The following is a 22,393-nucleotide window of genomic DNA, read 5'->3' on the forward strand; positions in this document are numbered from 1 at the left end:
TCACGTTCATGTGCGACCCCGTGCTTCAGCGCGCCGCCAGTTCGCCCCCAAGGGGCCGCTGGTCGGGGCGGGTTGACAGGGTGCCGGGTCAGCGCGCCGCGGCCCGCAGCCAGTCGGTGTCGATCTCCCCCTCGGCGACGATCACCGCCGGGCCGGTCATCTCGATCTCGCCGTCCGGGTGCTCGGTGATCACCAGGGTACCGCCGGGAACGTCCACGGTGTACGTCACCGGGGTGCCCGTGACGGTCGGGTCGGCGCCGTCGCGGCGGGCCGTGGCGACGGCCACGGCGCACGCGCCCGTGCCGCACGAGCGGGTCTCGCCGGAGCCCCGCTCATGGACGCGCATCGCCACGTGCCGGGGCGCGCGGTCGGCCACGAACTCGACGTTCACCCCGTCCGGGTAGACGGCGGCCGGGCTGAACGGGGGCGCGGTGTACAGATCGCCCGCGTGCGCGAGGTCGTCGACGAAGGCCACCGCGTGCGGGTTGCCCATGTTCACGTTGCGGGCGGGCCAGCTGCGCTCGCCGACGCTCACCGTGACCCCGTCCTCGGGGAGGAGCGCCCGGCCCATGCCGACGGTGATGTCGCCGTTCTTGGCGATGTGCACGGTCTTGACGCCCCCGCGCGTGGCGACCGTGAGATCCCCCTCGGCCACATGCCCCGCGCGCCGGAGGTAGTGCGCGAACACCCGTACGCCGTTGCCGCACATCTCCGCGATCGAGCCGTCCCCGTTGCGGTAGTCCATGAACCACTCCGCCTGGTCGGCCACCCCCCGGGCGTCGGGGTGCGCGGCGGAGCGCACGACGTGCAGCAGACCGTCGCCGCCGATGCCCGCGCGGCGGTCGCACAGGGCGGCGACGGCGGATGCGGGCAGGTCGATGACGTTCTCCGGGTCGGGGACGATCACGAAGTCGTTCTCCGTGCCGTGCCCCTTGAGGAAGGCGATCCGCGTGCTCATTCCTCGATCGTACGGGGTCGCCATGACACCCGGGACGAGTGGCCCGGGGGCGGACGGCCTGGTGGGGGGCGTAGGCGGGGCGGCGACGGCATCACGACGGGAGTGCGGTGGCCGGATCGCGACGAGCGTACGGCGCCTGGATCGCGACGGGGGTACGGCCGGCGGTTCGCGACAGGGATACGGCCGGTCGGCCCGATGGGTCCCGGCGGCTCAGCGCAGTCGGGCCACGCGCCACACGGCCAGCACGACCACCGCGGCGACCAGGACGACGTAGGCGAGGACGACCCGCCAGTCCGGGCGCCGCCCGGAGCCGCGCTGCGGCAGGCCCGGCCACGTGTGACCGACCCGGCGCGCGGCCATCATGCCCCAGCCCGCCGCGCAGGAGAAGATCAGCAGGCCGAGCATGGCGACCACGGCGCCGCCGTCACCGAACTCGAAGGCCAGCGGGAAGGCGAACATCAGCGAGCCCAGCGCCGCCAGCCCCACGATGGGGGCCAACTGCCAGATCCGCAGCCGACGCTGCGGGCGCAGCTCGACCTCGACCTCGGGCCCGGTGGACAGCTCGTCCACACCCGGCCCGTCGTCCGTCACACCGCCCGCAGGCTGATCGTCGGGACCATCGGAACTGAGCCTTTGGTCCCCGGACTCCGCGGTGTCGTGCTCCGCGCTCTCTGCGGTGTCGCGAGGGCCGGCCTCCATCGCCACGCGCCCTCCCAACTCGGACTCCACTTGGTCGATCGAAGCTCGATGATGGCATGCCGTCGGAGGCCCGGATGACGGGCGGGGCGTCCCGATGCCATCACGTGATCAGGCTGTAACCGGTCGTTCGACCAACGCCAGCGCACGGTGCGGAAGTTCCCGCAGGTCCGCCGCGGCGCCGCTGAGCCAGTGCACCCGCGGGTCGCGGCGGAACCATGAGTCCTGACGGCGCGCGAAGCGCTTGGTAGCGCGTACGGTTTCCGCGCGCGCCTCCTCCAGCGTGCACTCCCCCGCGAGCGCCGTGAGCACCTGCTGATATCCCAGAGCGCGCGACGCCGTGCGCCCCTCTCGCAGCCCCTGTGCCTCCAGTGCGCGCACCTCGTCCACGAGTCCCGCCTCCCACATCCGGTCGACCCGTCGCGCGATGCGCTCGTCGAGCTCGGGGCGCGCCACGTCCACGCCGATCTGGACCGTGTCGTAGACCGAGTCATGGCCGGGGAGGTTGGCGGTGAAGGGCTTGCCGGTGATCTCGATGACCTCCAGGGCCCGGACGATACGGCGGCCGTTGCTGGGCAGGATCGCCTGCGCGGCCCCCGGGTCGGCGGCGGCCAGGCGCGCGTGCAGCGCTCCCGAGCCGCTCAGGGCGAGCTCGTCCTCGAGCCGGGCGCGCACCTCCGGGTCTGTTCCGGGGAACTCCAGATGGTCGACCGCGCCCCGTACATACAGACCGGAGCCGCCCACCAGGATCGGCCAGCGCCCCTCGGCGAGCAGCGCGTCGATCCGGGCGCGGGCGAGGCGCTGATACTCCGCCACGGACGCCGTGACCGTCACGTCCCAGATGTCCAGCAGATGGTGCGGGATGCCGCCGCGCTCCTGGGGGGTCAGTTTGGCGGTGCCGATGTCCATCCCCCGGTAGAGCTGCATGGAGTCGGCGTTGACGACCTCGCCACCGAGATGTCGGGCAAGGAATACGCCCAGATCGGACTTTCCGGCCGCGGTCGGTCCGACGACGGCGATGACCCGCGGTGCGGGGGCTGCACTACTCACCGCAACAGTCTCGCAAACCTCCGGACCCCTCCTCGAACGAGCGACGTTACGCCCCGCACGCAGGGTCGTTGCCTGATGCGAGGTTCCGGCCACCGGTTCGAGAGCGGGAGGGTCGGGCCATGCAAACGGGCGCACCGAGCTACGCGGTATTTCGCCCGCACGAGTAACGTATGGAGTAGGTATGGGCGTTTTTGCACGGCTTTTCCGGCGGTCGAGGACGACGGAGGAGGCACAGTCCGTGGCGGCGGAGGCCACGCGGACGACGGCCGGGAGCGAGGCGGAGGCGACGGACGCAGGCAAGGGGGTGGCCGGGACCGAGACCGGGCCGGAGACGGCGGCGGAGGAGACAGCTCCGACCGCCGAGGACGGCGTCGGGATCCCCCGGCAGCAGTCCGCCGCGGAGGCCGCCGAGAACGAGGTCGAGGAGGGCGCCCGCACATAACCGCGCTTCGCAGGGAAGGTGGACCATGGGTCTCGTGGACAACCTGATGGCCAAGGTCACGAACTTCGCGCAACAGCACGAAGGAAAGGTCGATCGAGGCCTGGAGAAGGCCGCGAAGATGATCGACGAGAAGACCAAGGGCAAGTACAGCGGCAAGATCGACACGGGCACGGGCAAGGCGAAGCACGCGATGGAACGCATCGCGCACCGGGACACGGGCCCCGCGACCAGTGGGCAGACACCGCCCGGCGGATCGCCGCCTCCGGCGTCCTGACACGACACATCGGCGGACGGCCGCGAGGCAGGGGCCTCCCGGCCGTCGCCGTGTCCGTGGTCGCGGGTCAGCGTCACGGGGTTACGGGGTCCGGGGTCCCGGCCGCGGCGACCTGAGCCGGGTGGCCGGGCGTGCTACGACCAGGTCGCCACGAGATACCCGACCCCGTAGGGCGCGTCGTCGTACAGGAGCGCGCCGGTGAGGTCCGCGCCCGCCGCCGCGCCCGCGAGGATCTGCCAGGGCGCCCGGCCCCAGGCCTGCAACTCGTGGGCCAGGCCGACGTCCAGGGCCCTGAGGGCCGCGAGGTCCGCCGTGTCGAGCGCACGTGCCACGGCGGCGTCGAAGCCAGCCGCGCGCTCGTCCAGATAGCCCGGCGCCTTCAGGGTGCGGCAGGCGCTCGCATCGCCCATGACCAGCAGCGCCACCCGCTCCGCCTGCGCGGCGAGCGCCGCCCCCGTCTCGGCGCACTGCTCGGGGTCCATGAGTTCCGGCACGCCGAGCCCCTCCATGGGCGCGTCCGCCCAGCTCAGGCGGTCCAGCAGCCATGCGGCGACGGCGAGTGAGAGCGGAAGCTCCCGCCCCGGCACGACCGGCCTCGGCTCAGCGCTACCGAGCCGTACGTCGACGTCCACCCCGAACCCGCGGAACGACCCCGGCGTGCCCTGCGGATGCGGCCCGCAGCCGTTCTCCGGGGCGGGGCCGACGACCACCAGCCGGTCGGGGCGCGCGGCGGCGAGCACGCTCAGTGCGTCCGCACATGCGGTGCGGGCGCCGTCCAGTTCGGGCGCGGCGCCCGCGGCGACCGCGGGCACGAGCAGGGGCGGACAGGGGCAGACGGCTGCGGCGACGAGCATGATCCGCAGCGTAACCCCGCAGGACGGCGCCATGTCACTCCGCGGACGCGCTCGGCCTCACGCCCCCGCGAGCGGGCGACGGACCTGCCCACGCGGGGTCTGTCGGTACGCGGCAGCCGCACGCGGCCCGAGCCCGTCCCGGGTCGCAGCAGGCGACCCGAACAGTCGACGTCGGCCCCCGGTCGTCCAGCCGTCCCGCCCGCGCCCGCGCCCGCGCCCGCCCCAGGAGACGCCCGTCGTCAGTCGCAGCCGCAGGCCCCGGCCGTGGCGACCGGCAGGGGCTCCGGGCGCCCGATCTTCGGCAGCCCCAGCATGACGCCGGCCGGCTTGGCGGCCTCCGCCGCGTTCCGCTTCTCCCACGCGTCGCCCGCGCGCGTGCGGCGCACCCTCAGCACCGGGCCCTCGGCGAGCAGGTGGTGCGGGGCGGCGTACGTGACCTCGACCGTCACCACGTCGCCCGGGCGGACCTCCTCGTCGGGCTTGGTGAAGTGGACCAGACGGTTGTCGGCGGCGCGGCCGGAGAGGCGGTGGGTGGCGCCGTCCTTGCGGCCCTCGCCCTCGGCGACCATCAGCTCCAGGGTGCGGCCGACCTGCTTCTTGTTCTCCTCCCAGGAGATCTCCTCCTGAAGGGCGACGAGACGCTCGTAGCGCGCCTGGACGACCTCCTTGGGGATCTGGTTCTCCATGGTGGCCGCAGGGGTCCCGGGCCGCTTGGAGTACTGGAAGGTGAACGCCTGCGCGAACCGCGCCTCGCGGACCACGTGCAGCGTCTGCTCGAAGTCCTCCTCGGTCTCGCCCGGGAAGCCGACGATGATGTCGGTGGTGATCGCGGCGTGCGGGATGGCGGCCCGCACCTTCTCGATGATCCCCAGGTAGCGCTCCTGGCGGTACGAGCGGCGCATCGCCTTCAGGACCGTGTCCGAGCCGGACTGCAGCGGCATGTGCAGCTGCGGCATCGCGTTCGGGGTCTCGGCCATGGCCGCGATGACGTCGTCGGTGAAGTCGCGCGGGTGCGGGGAGGTGAAACGGACCCGCTCCAGACCCTCGATGGTGCCGCAGGCGCGCAGCAGCTTGCTGAACGCCTCCCGGTCGCCGATGTCGGAGCCGTAGGCGTTGACGTTCTGTCCCAGCAGCGTGATCTCGGAGACGCCCTCGGCGACCAGGGTCTCGACCTCGGCGAGGATGTCGCCGGGCCGGCGGTCCTTCTCCTTGCCGCGCAGGGCGGGGACGATACAGAAGGTGCAGGTGTTGTTGCAGCCCACGGAGATCGACACCCAGGCCGCGTACGCGCTCTCGCGCCGCGTCGGCAGGGTGGAGGGGAACGTCTCCAGCGACTCGGCGATCTCGACCTGCGCCTCCTCCTGGACGCGGGCGCGCTCCAGCAGGACCGGCAGCTTGCCGATGTTGTGCGTACCGAAGACGACGTCCACCCAGGGCGCCTTCTTCACGATCGTGTCGCGGTCCTTCTGCGCGAGACAGCCGCCGACGGCGATCTGCATGCCGGGGCGGTCGGCCTTCCTGGGCGCGAGGCGGCCGAGGTTGCCGTAGAGGCGGTTGTCGGCGTTCTCGCGCACGGCGCAGGTGTTGAAGACGACGACGTCCGCGTCACCGTCGGACCCCTCGGGAGCACGCACGTACCCGGCCTCTTCGAGCAGCCCGGCCAACCGCTCGGAGTCGTGGACGTTCATCTGGCACCCGTAGGTGCGGATCTCATAGCTCTTGGGTGCGGGAACGTCCACTGCGAGGCTCCGGTCGCTGCTGCTGGTCATTCCTCAAGAGTAGGCGTTTCCTGGAAGTCCCTGCCCCGGTGCTGCCCGGAGCGGGCGCCTCGTGGAAACCCGCAGCCCAGCGGCTGCCCGGGCCTGGTGGTGTGATGACCTGACCGTGACCTCGGTACCCAGGGATCCCGGAGATCTCGTGCGCGCCCTCAGAGCGGCCGGGATCAGGGACGAGCGACTGCTCGAAGCCGTGCGAACGACGCCCCGGGCAGGGTTTGTCCCATCCGGGGAGACAGCCGCCGCCTACCGGGACGTGCCCGTTGCCATCGGGCAGGGACAGGTCACCACGCAGCCGTCGCTGTCCGCCCTGATGATCGAGGGTCTCGGTCTGGACGGGAGCGAGCACGTCCTCGAGATCGGCACCGGCCTCGGCTTCCAGACAGCGCTGCTCGCCCGGCTGGCCGCCGACGTGGTCAGCATCGAGGTGCGGCCGGACCTGGCCCGGCAGGCGCGCGCGCATCTCGCGCGGCAGGGCGTGCGGAACGTGGACCTGCGGGTCGGCGACGGCACGTGCGGCGTGCCGGAGCGGGCTCCGTACGACGCGGTCCTTGTGTCGGCGGCGTTCACCGAGGTGCCCGCGCCGCTGGTCGAGCAGTTGCGGCAGGGCGGCCGCCTGGTGCAGCCGATCGGGCCGGGCGGGCACGAGCAGGTGGTGTGCTTCGAGCGCACGGAACGGGAGTTGCGACAGCTGCGGGTGCTGACCGCAGCCTGCTTCGTCCGGCTCCAGGGACGACACGGCTTCCCGCCGGACGATGCGCGATTCCCTTGAGCCCGCCCCAAGGGTCCCCGCTGCCGATTCCCTTGAGCCTGTCCTACGGGCCCTCGCCGCCGCGGTCGCGGCGCCTCTCCCCACGCCCCCTGGCCATGGCCCGTCGGCCCGCGCATCGCCCGCCGAGGTGGCAGAGCTCACAACACTTCAGCGATTGCGCAACTTTACAGTACAGACATGGATCTTCATGTCGCGACGAAGTGGGAGACGGCGGTCCTCGCGGGAGGGCCTGCCGACGGCCTGCGCATGCGGGTCGCGGGCCGGCCCTCGGTGGTGCAGGTGACCTGCCCCTGCCAGGTGGAGGACCCTGCGGACGGCGTCCAGGTGGCGGCGCTGTACGTGTACCGGCGCCGGCTCGGCGCCCGGGACGAGCCCCTGACATACGGCTACGACAGCGCCAGCCCCTGACCCGGCCGGGCCGGCAGTCGGCAGCCCCGGCTCAGGAAGCGGTGGCCGGCGGTTCGGCCGCCGCGGCCTCGGCAACGGTCCGGATCGCCGTCGGGGTCACCGGGGCGGACTCGGAGACGGTGTAAGTGGCCGCGTTCTCGCCCTTCATCGCCTTGGCCTCGCTCTTGAGGATGCGCATCGACTTGCCGAGCGCACGGGCGGTGTCCGGCAGCTTCTTCGAGCCGAACACCACGATGACGACGATCGCCACGATCAGCAGATGCCAGGGTTCCAGTCCGTTGCGGAGCATCGGCCGCGCCCGCCCTTCCTCGCCTCGGCCGAGGACGCCTGCCGTCGCTCGCCCGTCCGGTTCATGGTTGCTACTTTGCGCAACTGTACGACCGTAAGGGGGAATCGGGAGCGCGGGGCGGCCGCCCGGCCCGAACCGTGACCTACAGGTGATCGCCGCCGGCCGCGGCCCGCCGCTCGTAGCGCGCCCGGACCGCCCACAACGCCAGCGCGTACAGCGCGAGGACGGCGGCGAGCAGCACGTAGTAGCCCACCGGCAGCGAGGTCATGCCGAGCGTCGCACCGAGAGGGGTGAAGGGCAGCAGGAGGGCTACGGCGGAGAGGACGGCCGCGGCCCGGCCCACCGGCCCCGGGACACGCCCCGCGGCGAGGCCTCGGCCGGAGCGCAGCAGCACCATCACCAGGGACTGGGTGAGCAGGTTCTCGGTGAACCACGCCGAGTGGAAGACCGCTTCGTCGTCGAGTGCGTCGGGCCCGTACAGGGCGAGCGCGAGGACGGCGAAGGTGGCGAGGTCGGCGATGGCGTTGAGCAGACCGAAGCCGGTGATGAAGCGGAGGAAGTCGCGCGGGCGCAGCGCGGTGGGGCGGGTGAGCACCCCGGGCGCGGGACGGTCGTAGGCGAAGGCCAGTTGGGCCGCGTCGAAGCACAGGTTCTGGGCCAGGACCTGGGCCGGGAGCATCGGCAGAAAGGGCAGCAGAAGGCCCGCGGCGAGCATCGCGACGACATTGCCGAGGTTGGAGGAGAGCGTGACGCGCAGATAGGTGGCGATGTTGCCGCTGCTGTGCCGGCCGGCGGCGACGGCGTGGTCGATCGCGGTGAGGTCCTTGTAGGCGAGGACGACGTCCGCGCTCTCCCGGGCCACGTCGACGGCGTCGCGCGGGGCGATCCCGACATCGGCGGCGTGCAGCGCCGGGACGTCGTTGACGCCGTCGCCGAGGAAGCCGACGGTGTGCCCGGCCCGGCGCAGCGCGGTGACGATCCGCGCCTTGTCCTCGGGGGTGCACCGGGCGACGACGGCCGCGGCGTCGTCGCCCGCGGCGCCCGCGGTCCTCACCTCACCCGGGTCGAGGCCGAGGTCGCGGCAGGCGCGGGCCGCCGTGCCCGGGTGGTCGCCGGTGAGGATCCGCACGGTGACGCCGCGGGCAGCAAGGTCCTGCAGGGCCCGCGCGGCGGTCGGGGCGAGGGCGTCCCGGAAGGTGACGAAGCCGCGGAAGGCGAGTCCGCGCTCGTCGGCGGGTGTGTAGGGGCGAATGCGGGCGGGGCGGTCGCCGGTGGCGACCGCGATCACCCGCAGGCCGTCCCGCGCCTGGCGGGCGGCGAGCCCGAGCAGCCGCTCCCGCTCGGCGGGTTCCACCGCGCAGCGCTCCAGTACGGCCTCGGGGGCGCCCTTGACGAGAAGGGTGTGGGTGCCGAGGCCGCCGCGGACCACGGCGGTGGCGAGCCGACGGACGGGGTCGAACGGCACGGCGGCCACCCCCTCGTACGCCTCCCAGCTGCCGTCGGCCGCGTCCAGCAGCGCTTCGTCGAGGGCGTCCGGGGCGGGGAGATCAGCGAGCTGGAGGGTCCACCAGGCGCTGGCGGCGGCCTGGCGCAGCACCTCGGGCGCGTCCCGGCCGACGCCGTCCAGGGCCCCTTCGACGACCGGCCGGTCCTGGGTGAGGGTGCCGGTCTTGTCCAGGCACAGCACATCGACCGCGCCCAGGTCGTGCAGGGCGGGCAGGCGCTTCACGATCACGCCGTGGGTGCGGGCGAGCAGCCGGGCGCCGCGCGCCAGGCAGGTGGTGACGATGACCGGCAGCATCTCGGGTGTGAGGCCGACGGCGACGGCGACCGCGAAGGGCAGCGTCTCCAGGCCCCGGTCGCGCAGCGTCGCGTTGGCCATCAGCACCAGCGGCGGGGTGAGCAGCATGAACCGGATCAGCACCCAGGAGATGCCGTGCACGGACCGCTCGAAGGCACTCGCCTCGCGCCGGGCGGGGACCCCGTGGGCCCGGGCGAACCGGGTGCGGGTGCCCGTCTCCAGGACGAGCGCGGTGCCGCCGCCGGTGGCGACACTGCTGCCCTGGAAGCACAGATGAGGCTGCTCGAAGGGGCCTGCCTCCACCACCGTGGGCGCGTCGAGCGCGTACTTGGCGACCGGTGCCGACTCACCGGTCAGCGCCGCCTGGTGCACGGTCAGGCCGCCCGTGCGCAACAGCCGTACGTCGGCCGGGACCAGATCGCCGGGCGCGAGGCGGATGACATCGCCCGGCACCAGTTCGGCGGCGGGTGTCTCCCACTCCCGGGGCGGCCGGTCGGCGTCCGGACGGCGCAGTACGGTCGCGGTGGTGGCGACCAGACCGCGCAGCGCGGCCATCGAACGGTCGGCCCGGTGCTCGCCGGTGGCGCGCAGCAGGCAGCTGACGACGACGAGGGAGAGGATCACGCAGGCGGTGCCCCAGGCGCTCACCGTCGCGGACACCAGGCCGAGGCAGAGCAGGACCGTGGTGAACGGATCGCGCAGGCCGCGCACGAAGCGGCGGGACCAGGAAGGGGTACGGACGTCGGGGAGCACGTTCTCGCCGACGTCCCCGAGCCGGGCCTGCGCCTGCGCGTCGGTCAGTCCGCGCGGACCGCTCCGCAGCCGGCGCAGCTCCTGGAGGGCGGTGGGCGTCGCGGGTCCGGGGCCGGCGCCTGCGGGCCGGGCCGGCGACGGTGCGGCGGTCTCAGAGGCCACGGAGCCTGGCGGCCGGGACACGGGTGCGGGCGGCATGGTTGCTGAGCTGGTCCACCACCAGGCGCACCACGGTCACGACGTCCGCCCCGTCGGCGGTGTCGACGAAGTACACCTGGCGGCGACCCTCGCGACGGGAGCGCACCAGTCCGGCGAGCTTCAGCTTGGTCAGATGCTGGCTCACGGCGGGCAGCGCGCCGCCGACGCGCTCGGCGAGTCCGGTGACATCGCTCTCGCCCTGCGCGAGCGCCCAGACGATGTGCAGTCGCGCGGGCGAGGCCAGCAGCCCGAACGCGGCGGCCGCCTCCGACCACACCTCGGCGGGCGGGTCCTGCGTGAAACCACCGCCACCTGCGGCCACCGTCGTGGTCCCCTTCCCGTTGCGGGTCATGTCCTGAGAGTCGCCCCAGTCTAGGGGCGACTCCCGGGGAGCCGGCCCCACCGAGGGCGCGGGCCGCCGACGAAGCATGCCGGGGTACGAAGATTGCGGGGGACGCGGCGGGCGGCGGGGGCCGCGGAACGTAGGCGCTGGCGTTGGCATTGGCGTTTGGCGTAGTCGCAGACGTGGGTGTCCTACGCCGAAGGCGGCGTCCACCCCTGACGGCGCAGCACCGTCGACACGTCCGGGGCCCGGTAGTGGTCGCCCTTGAGGACCTTCCCGTCCTCCCGCCGGGCCACCGTGCCGTCCGGGCCGACCTTGGTCATGTTGGCGCGATGGATCTCGGCGATCACGGCGTCGAGGTCGATGCCATGCACAAGAGCGGTGCCGTAGGCCACGTACACGAGGTCGGCCAGTTCGTGCGCCAGCCGGTCCAGCGGTCCGGTGACGGCCACCTCGGCGACCTCGGCCGCCTCCTCCGCGAGCAACTCACCGCGGTGCGCGGCCAGCTCCGGGGAGACCTCGGTCGGAACGGTACGGGCGTCGAGGCCGAAGGCGAGATGGAACTCTCGGACGAGGGAGGCGGGTGAAGGGTACATCCGGCGACCCTATCGGCCGCCGTCGCCGCGCCTCTCGCGCTCATCCGCACGCGCCCCGCCCTGGTCAGGGGTGTGTGCGGCCTGGCAGGATCGCCCCCATGCTCCAGGCACTCCCCCGTATCAGCAGGCGCCGTGCGCTGCTGGGCTCGACAGCCGCCCTCGCGGTCGTCGGGCTGCTGCTGTGGTGGCTGTTGCCGATCGGCGACGAGTCCCCCAGCGGCACCGTCACCTTCAGTACGGGCACCCCGACCGGCGTCTACCAGAAGTACGGCATGCTCCTGCAGGGCGCCATCGCGAAGGACCTGCCGCGGCTGGACGTCCGGCTGCTGGACAGCGACGGCTCGCAGCAGAACGTACGGCGGGTGGCCACGGGCCAGGCGGACTTCACGATCGCCGCCGCCGACGCGGTGGAGACCTACCGCCTGGAGAACCAGCCGGGCGCCGGCCGGCTGCGCGGCTGCGCACGGCTGTACGACGACTACGTCCACCTGGTGGTGCCGCGCTCGTCCCCCGTGCGGTCCGTGGCAGACCTCAAGGGGCGCACCGTCGCCGTCGGGCCGGCCGGCTCGGGGGTACGGCTGATAGCGGAACATGTGCTCGCCGCGGCCGGGCTGGATCCGAAGAAGGACATCACCGCCCTGTCCGACGGCATCGGGACCATGCCTGACCTGCTCAAGCGGCACAAGATCGACGCGTTCTTCTGGTCGGGCGGACTGCCCACCAGTGCGGTAACCCAGCTGTCGAACCGGTTCGGGATCCGTCTGGTGCCCATCGGCAGCGATCTGGTGGCGAAGCTGCACGCGCAGGGCGGCGCGTCACGCTACTACCGGGCCGCGGTGATGCCCGCCGACGCCTACCCGGACATCGAGCAGGGCTCCGCCGTGCAGACCGTGGCCGTCGCGAACCTCCTGATCACCCGGGAGGACATGAACGCGGACCTGACCGAGAAGCTCACCCGCACGGTGATCGACAGCCGGGACCGGATCGGCGCCCAGGTACACGCGGCCCAGCTGGTGGATCTGCGGACGGCGATCTACACGGATCCGCTGGAACTGCACGAGGGCGCACGGCGGTACTACGAGTCGGTGAAGCCGTAGTCGGGGGGCGCCGCATCGCGCATCACAACCCCGGTCTCGTCCTCACGAACCGGACGGCCCGCCCGGGCCGACCGTCCGTGGCACCGTGACCGTCACCTTCAGGCCTTGCGGCTCGTGGTGCGCGTACGCGATCGATCCCCCGCCCGCCGCCAGCAGCGTCCGTGAGATCGACAGCCCCAGCCCCGAGCCCTTGATGTTCTGATGCGCCGCGCTGCGCCAGAAGCGGTCCCCGATGCGGGCCAGTTCCTCGTCGCCGAGTCCGGGGCCGCCGTCGGTGACCACCACCGTGGCCCACTCGCCGTCCACCGCGACCTCGACCTCGACACGCTCCCCCTCCGGGGTGAACTTCACCGCGTTGTCGATGACGGCGTCCAGGGCGCTGGAGAGGGTGACGGGGTCGGCCCAGGCGGTGGTGGCCGGGCAGTTCCCGATCAGCCGTACGCCCCTGGCCTCGGCGGCCGGACTCCAGGCCGCGACCCGCTCGGCGGTCAGCGCGCCCACGTCGGTGACCCGCAGGTCGGCCTCGGTGTGCTCGGCGAGCGCCAGGTCGAGCAGGTCGTCGAGGACCTGTGCTAGGCGCTTGCCCTCGGTCCGCACCGAGGCGATCTCCTCGTTGCCCTCGGGCAGTTCGAGGGCGAGCAGCTCGATGCGCAGCAGCAGCGCGGAGAGCGGATTGCGCAGCTGGTGGGAGGCGTCGGCGACGAACGCGCGCTGCTGCTCCAGGACTTCCTCGACGTTGTCCGCCATCTCGTTGAACGACCGGGCCAGCCGCCGGAGTTCCGGCGGTCCGCCGGCGGCGGCCACCCGGGACTTCAGGCGCCCGGTCGCGATGTCGTGGGTCGTCGCGTCCAGGACCCGTACGGGCCGGAGCACCCAGCCGGTCAGACGCAGCGCCGCGCCCAACGCCAGCAGCATCGCGGCGATCTCCCCGGCGCCGATGAACAGCCAGCCGTGGAGGATCCGCGACCGCATCTGCCCGGTGGGCGACTCGGTGACGACGACGGCGATGACGTCACCGTCACGGATGACCGGGGAGGCGACCACGAGCCGGGTCCGCTGCCAGGGCCACACCTGCTCCGGGTCGTGGCTGCGGCGTCCGAGCAGGGCCTCGTTGAAGGCGTCGCGGCCGTCGCCCTCCTGCGGCAGGTACCAGTCCTCGGGGGCGTTGGCCATCGGTACGTCGTCGCGGTAGAAGACACCCGCGCGGATGCCGTAGACGCTGTAGTACATGGCGAGTTCCTTGCGCAGGGTCTCACCACGTTCGTCCTCGGCCCCCACGCGGGACCCGGCCGCGGGCCGGTCGGTGACGAACTGCGCGAGGGCCGCGAAGCGCGCCGTGTCGTCGATCCGGTCGACGACGACCCGCTGCTGCTGCGCGGCGGCGAGACTCACCGCGAGCGGGACGCCGAGCGCGAGCAGCACGGCCGCCATCAGGACGATGAGCAGCGGAAGCAGTCGTGCGCCCACCCGTCCCCCGCTAGACGACCGGGGCGACGAGCCGGTACCCGACGCCCCGCACGGTCTCGATCAGCGCGGGCATCCGCAGCTTGGAGCGCAGGGAGGCGACATGCACCTCCAGGGTGCGCCCGGTCCCCTCCCAGCTGGTCTGCCAGACCTCGCTGATGATCTGCTCGCGGCGGAAGACCACGCCGGGGCGCTGGGCCAGCAGGGCGAGCAGATCGAACTCCTTGCGGGTCAGCTGGACCACCGAACCGTCCACGCTGACCCGGCGGGTGGGCAGTTCGATCTGCATCTGGCCGAGGCGCAGCACCGTCTCGGTGGCGCCGGTGTCGTCCAGGTGCGGGATGCGCCTGGCTACGGCGTGGATGCGCGCGAGGAGTTCCCCGGTGTCGTACGGCTTGACCACGTAGTCGTCGGCGCCGAGGTTCAGGCCGTGGATCCGGGAGCGCACGTCGGAGCGCGCGGTCACCATGATCACCGGGATGTTGGCACGCTTGCGGATCTTCCCGCAGACCTCGTAGCCGTCCTGGTCGGGCAGGCCCAGGTCGAGCAGGACGACGTTGAAACCGGCCCCCTCGGGTACCAGTGCCCGCAGGGCCTCCTCACCGTTGCGGGCATGGGTGACGTCGAAGCCGTGTCGCGCGAGCACGGCGGACAGGGCGGCCGCGACGTGGTTGTCGTCCTCGACGAGCAGCAGTCTCATACCGGCCCCCTCCGGATTTCTGGGTCCCACGGTCCCCGTTCGCTGCCATCCTGTGCAAGAGCCGGTCCGCATCCTCTACCGGGAAGGGGCCGTCTGTGCCGGGAAGACGTCACCCGCCCGAAGGCGGAAAGCGTCATCCGTGCGAACGAATGCACGCGGGCGCGTGCACCAAGGCAGTCACGCCGATGAACAAGGACGGCGTCAAGAGGGATCCGGTTGCGGACGCCTTCCGTTATTCAGCCGGTACGCGGACGGCCCGCGGTGACTACGACAGGTGAACGATCGCTATCGGATCGTGATGCTCAGATCTCCCTCAGATGTAATGACGCTGGTCGCACGGCGTCACTACTGTCCTCCGAAACCGAGTGAGGACGGAGCCAACCAGTAATGACCGCAGCATCGGTGGCCAAGGACTCGGTGGCCGCGACCGACGAACTGGTCGTCCTGAAGAGCGTGAACAAGCACTTCGGCGCGTTGCACGTGCTCCAGGACATCGACCTGACCATCACCCGTGGTGAGGTCGTCGTGGTCATCGGCCCCTCGGGGTCGGGAAAGTCCACCCTGTGCCGCACCATCAACCGCCTGGAGACGATCGATTCGGGCACCATCGCGATCGACGGCAAGCCGCTGCCCGAGGAAGGCAGGGAACTGGCCCGGCTGCGCTCTGACGTCGGCATGGTCTTCCAGTCCTTCAACCTCTTCGCCCACAAGACCGTGCTCGAGAACGTCATGCTGGGCCAGATCAAGGTCCGCAAGACGGACAAGAAGCAGGCCGAGGAGAAGGCCCGCGCCCTGCTCGACCGGGTCGGCGTCGCCACCCAGGCCGACAAGTACCCCGCCCAGTTGTCCGGCGGCCAGCAGCAGCGCGTCGCCATCGCGCGCGCCCTGGCGATGGACCCGAAGGTCATGCTCTTCGACGAGCCCACCTCCGCCCTCGACCCCGAGATGATCAACGAGGTCCTGGAGGTCATGCAGCAGCTCGCCCGGGAGGGCATGACGATGATCGTCGTCACCCACGAGATGGGGTTCGCACGATCGGCCGCGAACCGCGTGGTCTTCATGGCGGACGGCCGGATCGTCGAACAGGCCGCCCCCGACCAGTTCTTCAGCAACCCGCGCAGCGACCGGGCCAAGGACTTCCTCTCCAAGATCCTGCACCACTGACGGCGCGGGCCCCGGCTTTCCCACCATCCGGGGCGCCCTCCCTGACGGACCTCGTTCCTCACCACTCAAAGGATGTTCAGCATGAAGTTCCGCAAGGTCACCGCCGCCACGGTCGCCGTGCTCGCCCTCGCCACCGCCGCCACGGCCTGCGGATCGGGCGACAAGAAGGACGGCGGGTCGTCCTCGGGCGGCGGCAAGACCATCAAGATCGGCATCAAGTTCGACCAGCCCGGCATCGGCCAGAAGACGCCGCAGGGGTACACCGGCTTCGACGTGGACGTCGCCACGTACGTCGCCAAGCAGCTCGGCTACAACGCGGACCAGATCGAGTGGAAGGAGTCGAAGAGCGCCGACCGCGAGACCATGCTGCAGCGCGGTGACGTCGACTTCATCACCGCCTCCTACTCGATCACCCCGGAGCGCCAGCAGAAGGTCGACTTCGCGGGCCCCTACCTGCTCGCCCACCAGGACGTGCTGCTGCGCGCCGACGACAACCAGATCAAGGCGCCCGCGGACCTGAACTCGAAGAAGCTGTGTTCGGTGACGGGCTCGACCTCGGCGCAGAACGTCCACGACAAGCTCGCCCCGAAGGCCAAGCTGCAGCAGTACCCGACCTACTCGGCGTGTCTGACGGGTCTGGAGAACGGTGCCATCGACGCGCTGACCACCGACGACTCGATCCTCGCCGGCTACGCCTCGCAGGCCGCCTTCAAGGGCAAGTTCAAGCTCGGCGGCTTCAAGATGACCAACGAGAACTACGGCATCGGCGTCAAGAAGGGCAGCGACCTCAAGGCGAAGATCAACACCGCCCTGGAGAAGATGGTCTCGGACGGCTCGTGGAAGACCGCCGTGGAGAAGAACTTCGGCCCCGCCGGCTACAAGAACGAGCCCGCGCCGAAGATCGGCAACATCGTCCAGTAAGCAGGGCCTGACGACCGTGCGCCGCCCCCGGTGGGCGGCGCACCCGGCCTGTCCGACACGCGGAAGCGCGGGACCTCATGTTCGACTTTCTTGATCGCTACGACCTGCTGGGAGCGTTCTGGGGGACGGTTCAGCTCGCCGTCCTCTCCGCGATCGGCTCCCTGATCTGGGGCACTGCGCTGGCCGCGATGCGGGTCGGCCCGGTGCCGGTGATGCGCGGTTTCGGGACCGCCTACGTGAACATCGTGCGGAACATCCCGCTGACCGTGATCATCCTCTTCACCTCCCTGGGACTCAACCAGACCCTGGGGGTCAGCCTCGGCGCCTCGGACTTCGACACCATCAACTTCCGGCTGGCGGTGCTCGGTCTGAGCGCCTACACCGCGACGTTCGTGTGCGAGGCGCTACGGGCCGGCATCAACACCGTGCCGGTCGGGCAGGCGGAGGCGGCTCGTGCTCTGGGGCTGTCCTTCACCCAGGTCCTCACGCTGGTGGTCCTGCCGCAGGCGTTCCGCGCGGTCGTGATCCCGCTGGCGAACGTGCTGATCGCGTTGACCAAGAACACCACGGTGGCGGCCGCGATCGGTGTCGCCGAGGCGGCCCTGCTGATGAAGAAGATGATCGAGAACGAGGCCCAGATCCTGCTGATCGCCGGGGTGATCGGCTTCGGGTTCGTGTGTCTGGTGCTGCCGACCGGCCTGATCTTCGGCTGGGTGGGCAAGAAGGTGGCGGTGAAGCGATGACTTCCGTCCTCTACGACGCCCCGGGGCCCCGGGGCAAACGGCGCAACGTCGCCTGGACCGTGCTGTTTCTCGCCGCCCTGGCCGCCCTGGCGTGGTGGGTGTTCACCAGCCTCGACGACAAGGGCCAGCTGGACTGGGAGAAGTGGAAGCCGTTCTTCGGCGGGACGGAGGCCTGGACGACGTATCTGTTGCCGGGTCTGCAGAACACGCTCGAGGCGGCGGCCCTGGCGGTGCTCATAGCACTGCCGCTGGGCGCGGTCCTGGGCATCGCCCGGCTCTCCGATCACGCCTGGATCAGGGTTCCGGTCGCGATCGTGGTGGAATTCTTCCGAGCCATTCCGGTGCTCGTTCTGATGATCTTCGGCAACGCCCTGTTCGCCCAGTACACGAACGTCGCCTCGGACGATCGCCCGCTGTATGCGGTGGTCACCGGTCTGGTCCTCTACAACGCCTCCGTCCTCGCGGAGATCGTCCGCGCGGGCATCCTGGCCCAGCCGAAGGGCCAGTCCGAGGCCGCGCTGGCGATCGGTCTGCGCAAGAACCAGGTGATGCGGCTGATCCTGCTGCCGCAGGCGGTCACCGCGATGTTGCCGGCGATCGTCAGCCAGCTGGTGGTGACCGTGAAGGACACGGCGCTCGGCGGCGCGCTCCTCACCTTCCCCGAACTGCTGTCCGCTGTGTCGCCGATGAGCTCCTACTACGGCGCCAACACCATCGCCAGCTTCACGATCGTGGCCCTCATGTTCCTCGCGGTCAACTTCGCTCTGTCGATGTTCGCGAGCTGGCTGGAGAAGCGGCTGCGGCGGGCCAAGAAGTCGACCGGAGCGGTGCTGGCGCCGGCGGCCGTCAATGGCGCGGAGTCGACGGGCATCAACGCCTGACGGTTCCTCAGGCGGTCGTGGGCGCTCTCCGTCGGCCTGAGTGCCACAGCGGCGCTTGTGCGATCGGTCTTCCGTCGGCCCGCCCGCCGGAGCGACCGGTTCCTCGAACCGCCTGTCCCCCAGGGCAGTGGCGTCACGCCACTGCCCTGCTCGCTTGACGGGCGCAGCGGCAGTGGGTTGCATACGTTCTGTGATCGTGCACCCTGCTCCAACTGCCTGTTCCCGTACGTCCCTCAGGGCACCGCTCAGGGCAGGGGGCGCCGCGCCGTGGACCCGGTGATCATCGTGGGAGCGGGGCCCGTGGGGCTCACGCTCGCGCTCGCACTGGCGCGTCAGGAAGTGCCCTCCGTCGTCCTCGACGAAGGCCCCGGCAAGGACGAGCAGCGCGCCGCGCGCACCGTCGTGCTGCGGGAGGACACCACCGCGCTGATGGAACGATTGGCCGGGGTGCCGCTCGCGGGCGCCGGGCTGCGCTGGACCGGGTGGCGGTCGATGCGGCGCAAGCAGACGACCCGGGAGGTCTTGTTCGCACCGGCCGGTGGCGCACAGGAACGGGGCGGGGGCGGATACGGCGCCGCCGAGAGCCGGAGCGGTACGGCGCAGGAGGACGAGGTCGCCGACGGACCGGCCCCGCTGCACATCGCGCAGCATGTCCTCACCGGCGCCCTGCGCGCGGCCATCGCCCGCGAACCGCTGGTCGAGGTCGCGGTGGAGAGCCGGCTTGACTCCGTCGAGCAGGAGCCGTCGGGGGTCACGGCGCACACCCGTGGCCCCCGGGGCATCTGGTGGCGCGGCAGTCATCTGGTCGGCTGCGACGGACCGCGCTCGACGGTGCGCAAGCTCCTGGACATCCGCTTCCCGGGGCGTACGGCCGTGGAGCGCCATGCCGTTGCGGCGCTGCACGCCGAACTCCCCTGGCCCGGGGAAGCGTTGCTGCACCGGACGCCGCCGTGGCGGACATCGGGCACGGCGGTCGGTGAGATCAGCGCGCGCCCGCTGCCCGACGGCGTATGGCGGCTGGACTGGCTGCTGCCGGCGGGCACGGACCTGGTCACGCCCGAGCTGCTGGTGACCCTCGTCCGGGAGACGCTCGCGGGCTGGCACGGGGGCTCCACCCCCGCCTACGACCTGCTGGACACGGGCGTCCACACCATCCATCACCGGCTCGCCCGCCGCTGGCGCGTCGGCCGTGTCTTCCTCGCCGGGGACGCCGCCCATCTGCTCGGCGCGCTCGGCACCCACGGCCTGGACGAGGGGCTCAGGGACGTGGACAACCTCGCCTGGAAACTGGCGTCGGCCTGGCACCACGGCCCGCACGAGACACTGCTCGACAGCTATCAGGCCGAGCGCCGCGCCGTGGTCGCGGCCCGGCTGCGCGCCGCCGACCAGGCGCTGCCGTTGCTGCGCGGCGGCGGGCCTCTGCGGTCCTACGTTCCCGGGACCGCACGCGGCCAGGACGCCCTGCTCGCGGACGGCCATCTGGGGCGCGGGGCGCTGGGCGCGCCGGGCAGCTACGCCGGCTCGCCGCTCCAGCCCGCGCCCAGCGAGTCGGAGGCACCGGTGGACACCGAGCCCGGGGGGACGGTCGCGGATGTGCGGGTGACCGCCGAGGACGGTTCGTCCGTACGACTGCGGGACCGGCTGGGGCGCGGATCGCTGCTGGTGGTGCTGGTGGCGCCGGGCACCGGAGTGTGGGAGCGCAGGCACTGGGTGTCGGCCGGGATCATGCCCCGGCTGGCGGCGGCGGTGACGGCCCTGCCGCATCCCGCCGAACTGCTGGTCGCCGAGAGCTATCCGGGCGCGGCCGCCCACACGGTTCTCCTGGTCCGCCCGGACGGCCATCTGGTGACGGCACTGAGCGGGGTGCGGCCGGCGGACCTGTACCAGGCGGCGGAGGCGGCACTGGGCGGCCCGGCGAAGGAACAGGCGGCGGCGAACGCGGGCTGAAGGGCTTTCTGGGCGCGGACTGGAGTCGACTGAAGGGCATAGCGGACACGGCTGAGGGGGGTGCGGGCGCGGCTGCGGGGGTTCCGGACGGGGCTTGAGGGGCGTTCCGGGCGCGGCTGAGGGGCCGGGGAATGCGCTCCCTCGAACGCTCGGTCACCGTGACGTCCACATAGTGACGGTGAGTTGACCGGTCGCCACCTCCGTGGTCTACTCCGGATCGTGACCGACACCTGTGTGCGCCTGTGGCGGAGGGTCCATATGGACCTCGTCCGCTATGCGGGCTGCGTGTGTCGTCCGTCCTGCTGATCTCGCTCCCCCTTCACCCGCGCGCGCCGTCTGGCACCACCGCGCGCCCCCACGCGAACCTCAGGACGGTCCCCGTGTCTGTGCACCCTTCTGCCTCATCGGTCCCCCCTGTCTCAGCTCCCCCCGCCTCATCGGTCTCCGCTCCCGCTCAGGCACCCGGCCAGGCCGAGTTGCTCGACTTCGTACGCCGGACGGCCGCGAACACGGAACTGGTCTCCTCGCTGCCGCTCGACCCCGAGGGCCGTACCTGGGTACGCCTGGAGGGTCCCGGAGGCAGCGAGGCGTGGCTGATCGGCTGGCCGCCCGGCACGGGCACCGGCTGGCACGACCATGCCGACTCGGTGGGTGCCTTCGTCACCGCCTCGGGCGAACTGAAGGAGAACTCCCTCGCGGCCCGGCTGCCGTCCGACGGCTGGCGGACCCTGGAACTCACCGAGGAGGTGGACCGCGAGCGGCGACTGCCGGCGGGCAGCGGCCGTTCCTTCGGGCAGCACCATGTGCATGAGGTGCTCAACGAGTCCACCGACCGGCATGCGGTCTCGGTCCACGCCTACTACCCTCCCCTGCCGCAGATCCGCCGCTACAGTCGCTCAGGGCAGGTACTGCGTCTGGAGCAGATCGAGCGTCCGGAGGACTGGCAGTGACGTCCCTACCCGAAAACCCCGTAGGCATCGATGTGTTGCTGGAGCGGGTCCGTGAGGGTCTCGACCGCGTTCAGGCCCAGGAGGCCTACGAGGCCGCACGGGCCGGGGACGCCCTGCTCGTGGACATCCGGTACGCGGCCCTGCGCGACCGTGACGGGCTGATCCCGGGCGCCCTCGTCATCGAGCGCAACGAACTGGAGTGGCGCCTGGATCCCCAGGGCAGCCATCGCGTTCCCGAGGCTACGAGCCACGACCTGCGCGTGGTGATCATCTGTAACGAGGGCTACGCGTCGAGCCTCGCCGCCGCCTCCCTGCGCCAACTGGGCCTGCATCGCGCCACGGACCTGGAGGGCGGCTTCCAGTCCTGGAAGGCGGCGGGGTTGCCGGTGACACCGTAGGCCCCGTCGTACGGGTCAGGAGCCTTCGAGCCCTGGACGCGATCGGCGCCCCCGCGCGTCCACCGTGTCCAGGGCTCTCGTCCCGTGCCCGGTCCCACCGGACCGCACGTGGCCCACCCTGCCGCCGAGCGGCTCCGTGGGCTCAGAACTCCCCGTCCCCCAGCGCTTCCACGTCCTCCCCCTCGTCCTCCAGTGCCTGGCGGACCACCCGCAGGGCCATGCCCTCGGAGTAGCCCTTGCGGGCGAGCATGCCCGCGAGGCGGCGCAGGCGTTTGTCGCGGTCCAGGCCCCGTGTCGCGCGCAGTTTGCGGGCGACGAGTTCCCGCGCGGTGGCCTCCTCCTGCTCGGTGTCGAGCTGTCCCACCGCTTCGCCGATCAGCGTGGAGTCCACGCCCTTGGTCCGCAGCTCCCGCGCAAGCGCCCGGCGAGCCAGTCCCCGGCCGTGGTGCCGGGACTCCACCCAGGCGTCCGCGAAGGCACCGTCGTCGATGAGACCGACCTCCTCCAACCTCGACAGCACCTCCTCCGCCACGTCGTCGGGGATCTCCCGCTTGCGCAGGGCGTCCGCCAGCTGCTTGCGCGTGCGCGGGCTCCCGGTGAGCAGACGCAGACAGATCGCGCGCGCCTGCTCCACCGGGTCCGCCGGGGGCTCCCCCTTCTCGGCCCTCGACGAGAAAGGCAGCCCTCCGTCCTGTGGACCGTCGGCCGGTTCCCCGAAACCGCGCCGCCGCCCTCGTCCGCGTCCCGCGCGCGCACGGCCGTCGTCACGCGAAGCGCCCGCCCCCTGGGCGTCCGCGTCCCCCCACATGTCGTCGTACGCCCCGTCGCCGTCCTCGGCCGATCCCCCCTCGCCCCGGCTTCCCCGCCCCTGCGGGGCCACCGGGAAGGCGTGCTCGGCCCAGTCGGTTCGTCGTGTCAC

25 protein-coding genes are annotated in these 22,393 nt (G+C 71.9%); 13 read left to right on the top strand and 12 right to left on the bottom strand.

The window, feature by feature from the left end; genetic code table 11:
- Nucleotides 1-88 precede the first annotated feature (88 nt).
- The 3 genes from dapF to miaA all read right to left on the bottom strand — a co-directional run bounded on the left by dapF (nucleotide 89) and on the right by miaA (nucleotide 2,704).
- Complete coding sequence (gene dapF, locus AB0L95_RS03770; protein ID WP_365156285.1) at nucleotides 89-958, bottom strand: diaminopimelate epimerase; 870 nt, start codon at nucleotides 956-958, stop codon at nucleotides 89-91.
- 210 nt (nucleotides 959-1,168) lie between these two features.
- Nucleotides 1,169-1,657 carry a hypothetical protein gene (locus AB0L95_RS03775; RefSeq protein ID WP_365156519.1) on the bottom strand — a complete coding sequence of 163 codons (489 nt, stop codon included), beginning with the start codon at nucleotides 1,655-1,657 and terminating at the stop codon, nucleotides 1,169-1,171.
- 108 nt (nucleotides 1,658-1,765) lie between these two features.
- Nucleotides 1,766-2,704: a tRNA (adenosine(37)-N6)-dimethylallyltransferase MiaA gene (gene miaA / locus AB0L95_RS03780; RefSeq protein ID WP_365156288.1), complete on the bottom strand. Its 939-nt coding sequence runs from the start codon at nucleotides 2,702-2,704 to the stop codon at nucleotides 1,766-1,768.
- 238 nt (nucleotides 2,705-2,942) lie between these two features.
- Between miaA and AB0L95_RS03785 the strand changes: the two genes are divergently transcribed.
- Nucleotides 2,943-3,146 carry a hypothetical protein gene (locus tag AB0L95_RS03785; RefSeq protein WP_365156291.1) on the top strand — a complete coding sequence of 68 codons (204 nt, stop codon included), beginning with the start codon at nucleotides 2,943-2,945 and terminating at the stop codon, nucleotides 3,144-3,146.
- A 25-nt stretch (nucleotides 3,147-3,171) separates the two neighbouring features.
- Nucleotides 3,172-3,420, top strand: a complete 249-nt coding sequence (locus AB0L95_RS03790; protein ID WP_365156294.1) for an antitoxin — start codon at nucleotides 3,172-3,174, stop codon at nucleotides 3,418-3,420.
- A gap of 134 nt (nucleotides 3,421-3,554) precedes the next feature.
- On the opposite strand, the gene AB0L95_RS03795 is transcribed toward AB0L95_RS03790, so the two are convergent.
- Both AB0L95_RS03795 and miaB read right to left on the bottom strand, forming a co-directional pair.
- Nucleotides 3,555-4,274 (bottom strand): class III extradiol dioxygenase subunit B-like domain-containing protein, encoded by a 720-nt coding sequence (locus AB0L95_RS03795; RefSeq protein WP_365156296.1) that lies wholly within the window; start codon nucleotides 4,272-4,274, stop codon nucleotides 3,555-3,557.
- Between the two features lie 239 nt (nucleotides 4,275-4,513).
- Nucleotides 4,514-6,043 (bottom strand): tRNA (N6-isopentenyl adenosine(37)-C2)-methylthiotransferase MiaB, encoded by a 1,530-nt coding sequence (gene miaB, locus AB0L95_RS03800; RefSeq protein WP_365156299.1) that lies wholly within the window; start codon nucleotides 6,041-6,043, stop codon nucleotides 4,514-4,516.
- A 148-nt stretch (nucleotides 6,044-6,191) separates the two neighbouring features.
- Here miaB and AB0L95_RS03805 point away from each other — a divergent pair, with 148 nt between their 5' ends.
- Nucleotides 6,192-6,821: a protein-L-isoaspartate(D-aspartate) O-methyltransferase gene (locus AB0L95_RS03805; RefSeq protein WP_365156301.1), complete on the top strand. Its 630-nt coding sequence runs from the start codon at nucleotides 6,192-6,194 to the stop codon at nucleotides 6,819-6,821.
- A gap of 177 nt (nucleotides 6,822-6,998) precedes the next feature.
- Entirely contained in the window at nucleotides 6,999-7,229 is a 231-nt protein-coding gene (locus tag AB0L95_RS03810; RefSeq protein WP_365156304.1) for a hypothetical protein, read from the top strand.
- 31 nt (nucleotides 7,230-7,260) lie between these two features.
- Here AB0L95_RS03810 and tatA read toward each other — a convergent pair whose 3' ends face one another.
- The 4 genes from tatA to AB0L95_RS03830 all read right to left on the bottom strand — a co-directional run bounded on the left by tatA (nucleotide 7,261) and on the right by AB0L95_RS03830 (nucleotide 11,209).
- Entirely contained in the window at nucleotides 7,261-7,518 is a 258-nt protein-coding gene (tatA, locus tag AB0L95_RS03815) for a Sec-independent protein translocase subunit TatA (RefSeq protein WP_365156307.1), read from the bottom strand.
- Between the two features lie 142 nt (nucleotides 7,519-7,660).
- Nucleotides 7,661-10,234, bottom strand: coding sequence for a magnesium-translocating P-type ATPase (gene mgtA / locus AB0L95_RS03820; protein WP_365156310.1), 2,574 nt, complete (start codon nucleotides 10,232-10,234; stop codon nucleotides 7,661-7,663).
- Complete coding sequence (locus AB0L95_RS03825) at nucleotides 10,224-10,592, bottom strand: metalloregulator ArsR/SmtB family transcription factor (protein WP_365156522.1); 369 nt, start codon at nucleotides 10,590-10,592, stop codon at nucleotides 10,224-10,226. The genes mgtA and AB0L95_RS03825 overlap by 11 nt, the downstream gene beginning before the upstream one ends.
- A gap of 212 nt (nucleotides 10,593-10,804) precedes the next feature.
- Nucleotides 10,805-11,209 carry a MazG nucleotide pyrophosphohydrolase domain-containing protein gene (locus AB0L95_RS03830; RefSeq protein ID WP_365156313.1) on the bottom strand — a complete coding sequence of 135 codons (405 nt, stop codon included), beginning with the start codon at nucleotides 11,207-11,209 and terminating at the stop codon, nucleotides 10,805-10,807.
- Between the two features lie 98 nt (nucleotides 11,210-11,307).
- On the opposite strand from AB0L95_RS03830, the gene AB0L95_RS03835 reads away from it, so the two are divergent.
- A complete protein-coding gene (locus AB0L95_RS03835) occupies nucleotides 11,308-12,306 on the top strand; it encodes a TAXI family TRAP transporter solute-binding subunit (RefSeq protein ID WP_365156316.1) in 999 nt (332 codons plus the stop codon).
- Between the two features lie 42 nt (nucleotides 12,307-12,348).
- Here AB0L95_RS03835 and AB0L95_RS03840 read toward each other — a convergent pair whose 3' ends face one another.
- Nucleotides 12,349-13,773 carry a HAMP domain-containing sensor histidine kinase gene (locus tag AB0L95_RS03840; RefSeq protein ID WP_365156319.1) on the bottom strand — a complete coding sequence of 475 codons (1,425 nt, stop codon included), beginning with the start codon at nucleotides 13,771-13,773 and terminating at the stop codon, nucleotides 12,349-12,351.
- A gap of 10 nt (nucleotides 13,774-13,783) precedes the next feature.
- On the bottom strand, nucleotides 13,784-14,470 hold the full coding sequence (locus tag AB0L95_RS03845) for a response regulator transcription factor (RefSeq protein WP_365156321.1): 687 nt from the start codon (nucleotides 14,468-14,470) through the stop codon (nucleotides 13,784-13,786).
- A 387-nt stretch (nucleotides 14,471-14,857) separates the two neighbouring features.
- Here AB0L95_RS03845 and AB0L95_RS03850 point away from each other — a divergent pair, with 387 nt between their 5' ends.
- The 8 genes from AB0L95_RS03850 to AB0L95_RS03885 all read left to right on the top strand — a co-directional run bounded on the left by AB0L95_RS03850 (nucleotide 14,858) and on the right by AB0L95_RS03885 (nucleotide 21,474).
- On the top strand, nucleotides 14,858-15,634 hold the full coding sequence (locus AB0L95_RS03850) for an amino acid ABC transporter ATP-binding protein (protein WP_365156324.1): 777 nt from the start codon (nucleotides 14,858-14,860) through the stop codon (nucleotides 15,632-15,634).
- Nucleotides 15,635-15,715: 81 nt separating this feature from the next.
- A complete protein-coding gene (locus AB0L95_RS03855; protein WP_365156327.1) occupies nucleotides 15,716-16,555 on the top strand; it encodes a glutamate ABC transporter substrate-binding protein in 840 nt (279 codons plus the stop codon).
- Nucleotides 16,556-16,632: 77 nt separating this feature from the next.
- A complete protein-coding gene (locus AB0L95_RS03860; RefSeq protein ID WP_365156330.1) occupies nucleotides 16,633-17,298 on the top strand; it encodes an ABC transporter permease subunit in 666 nt (221 codons plus the stop codon).
- Entirely contained in the window at nucleotides 17,295-18,179 is an 885-nt protein-coding gene (locus AB0L95_RS03865) for an amino acid ABC transporter permease (protein WP_365156333.1), read from the top strand. The genes AB0L95_RS03860 and AB0L95_RS03865 overlap by 4 nt, the downstream gene beginning before the upstream one ends.
- Before the next feature lie 267 nt (nucleotides 18,180-18,446).
- Entirely contained in the window at nucleotides 18,447-20,126 is a 1,680-nt protein-coding gene (locus AB0L95_RS03870; protein ID WP_365156336.1) for an FAD-dependent monooxygenase, read from the top strand.
- A gap of 234 nt (nucleotides 20,127-20,360) precedes the next feature.
- A complete protein-coding gene (locus tag AB0L95_RS03875) occupies nucleotides 20,361-20,432 on the top strand; it encodes a putative leader peptide (protein ID WP_309544753.1) in 72 nt (23 codons plus the stop codon).
- Between the two features lie 74 nt (nucleotides 20,433-20,506).
- A complete protein-coding gene (locus AB0L95_RS03880; RefSeq protein WP_365156339.1) occupies nucleotides 20,507-21,076 on the top strand; it encodes a cysteine dioxygenase in 570 nt (189 codons plus the stop codon).
- Nucleotides 21,073-21,474, top strand: a complete 402-nt coding sequence (locus AB0L95_RS03885; RefSeq protein WP_365156342.1) for a rhodanese-like domain-containing protein — start codon at nucleotides 21,073-21,075, stop codon at nucleotides 21,472-21,474. Before AB0L95_RS03880 ends, AB0L95_RS03885 begins: the two co-directional genes overlap by 4 nt.
- A gap of 142 nt (nucleotides 21,475-21,616) precedes the next feature.
- On the opposite strand, the gene recX is transcribed toward AB0L95_RS03885, so the two are convergent.
- Nucleotides 21,617-22,393: a recombination regulator RecX gene (recX, locus tag AB0L95_RS03890; protein ID WP_365156345.1), complete on the bottom strand. Its 777-nt coding sequence runs from the start codon at nucleotides 22,391-22,393 to the stop codon at nucleotides 21,617-21,619.

This window comes from Streptomyces sp. NPDC052036 (genome assembly GCF_040680495.1).
Taxonomy (GTDB): Bacteria; Actinomycetota; Actinomycetes; order Streptomycetales; family Streptomycetaceae; genus Streptomyces.

Bases quoted from the DNA above. Each gene is read 5' to 3' on its own strand.
- AB0L95_RS03835 (WP_365156316.1), top strand. From the start codon at position 11,308: ATGCTCCAGGCACTCCCCCGTATCAGCAGGCGCCGTGCGCTGCTGGGC.
- AB0L95_RS03860 (WP_365156330.1), top strand. From the start codon at position 16,633: ATGTTCGACTTTCTTGATCGCTACGACCTGCTGGGAGCGTTCTGGGGG.
- AB0L95_RS03845 (WP_365156321.1), bottom strand. From the start codon at position 14,470: ATGAGACTGCTGCTCGTCGAGGACGACAACCACGTCGCGGCCGCCCTG.
- dapF (WP_365156285.1), bottom strand. From the start codon at position 958: ATGAGCACGCGGATCGCCTTCCTCAAGGGGCACGGCACGGAGAACGAC.
- AB0L95_RS03790 (WP_365156294.1), top strand. From the start codon at position 3,172: ATGGGTCTCGTGGACAACCTGATGGCCAAGGTCACGAACTTCGCGCAA.
- tatA (WP_365156307.1), bottom strand. From the start codon at position 7,518: ATGCTCCGCAACGGACTGGAACCCTGGCATCTGCTGATCGTGGCGATC.
- AB0L95_RS03865 (WP_365156333.1), top strand. From the start codon at position 17,295: ATGACTTCCGTCCTCTACGACGCCCCGGGGCCCCGGGGCAAACGGCGC.
- AB0L95_RS03850 (WP_365156324.1), top strand. From the start codon at position 14,858: ATGACCGCAGCATCGGTGGCCAAGGACTCGGTGGCCGCGACCGACGAA.
- miaB (WP_365156299.1), bottom strand. From the start codon at position 6,043: ATGACCAGCAGCAGCGACCGGAGCCTCGCAGTGGACGTTCCCGCACCC.
- AB0L95_RS03795 (WP_365156296.1), bottom strand. From the start codon at position 4,274: ATGCTCGTCGCCGCAGCCGTCTGCCCCTGTCCGCCCCTGCTCGTGCCC.
- AB0L95_RS03810 (WP_365156304.1), top strand. From the start codon at position 6,999: ATGGATCTTCATGTCGCGACGAAGTGGGAGACGGCGGTCCTCGCGGGA.
- AB0L95_RS03775 (WP_365156519.1), bottom strand. From the start codon at position 1,657: ATGGAGGCCGGCCCTCGCGACACCGCAGAGAGCGCGGAGCACGACACC.
- AB0L95_RS03830 (WP_365156313.1), bottom strand. From the start codon at position 11,209: ATGTACCCTTCACCCGCCTCCCTCGTCCGAGAGTTCCATCTCGCCTTC.
- AB0L95_RS03855 (WP_365156327.1), top strand. From the start codon at position 15,716: ATGAAGTTCCGCAAGGTCACCGCCGCCACGGTCGCCGTGCTCGCCCTC.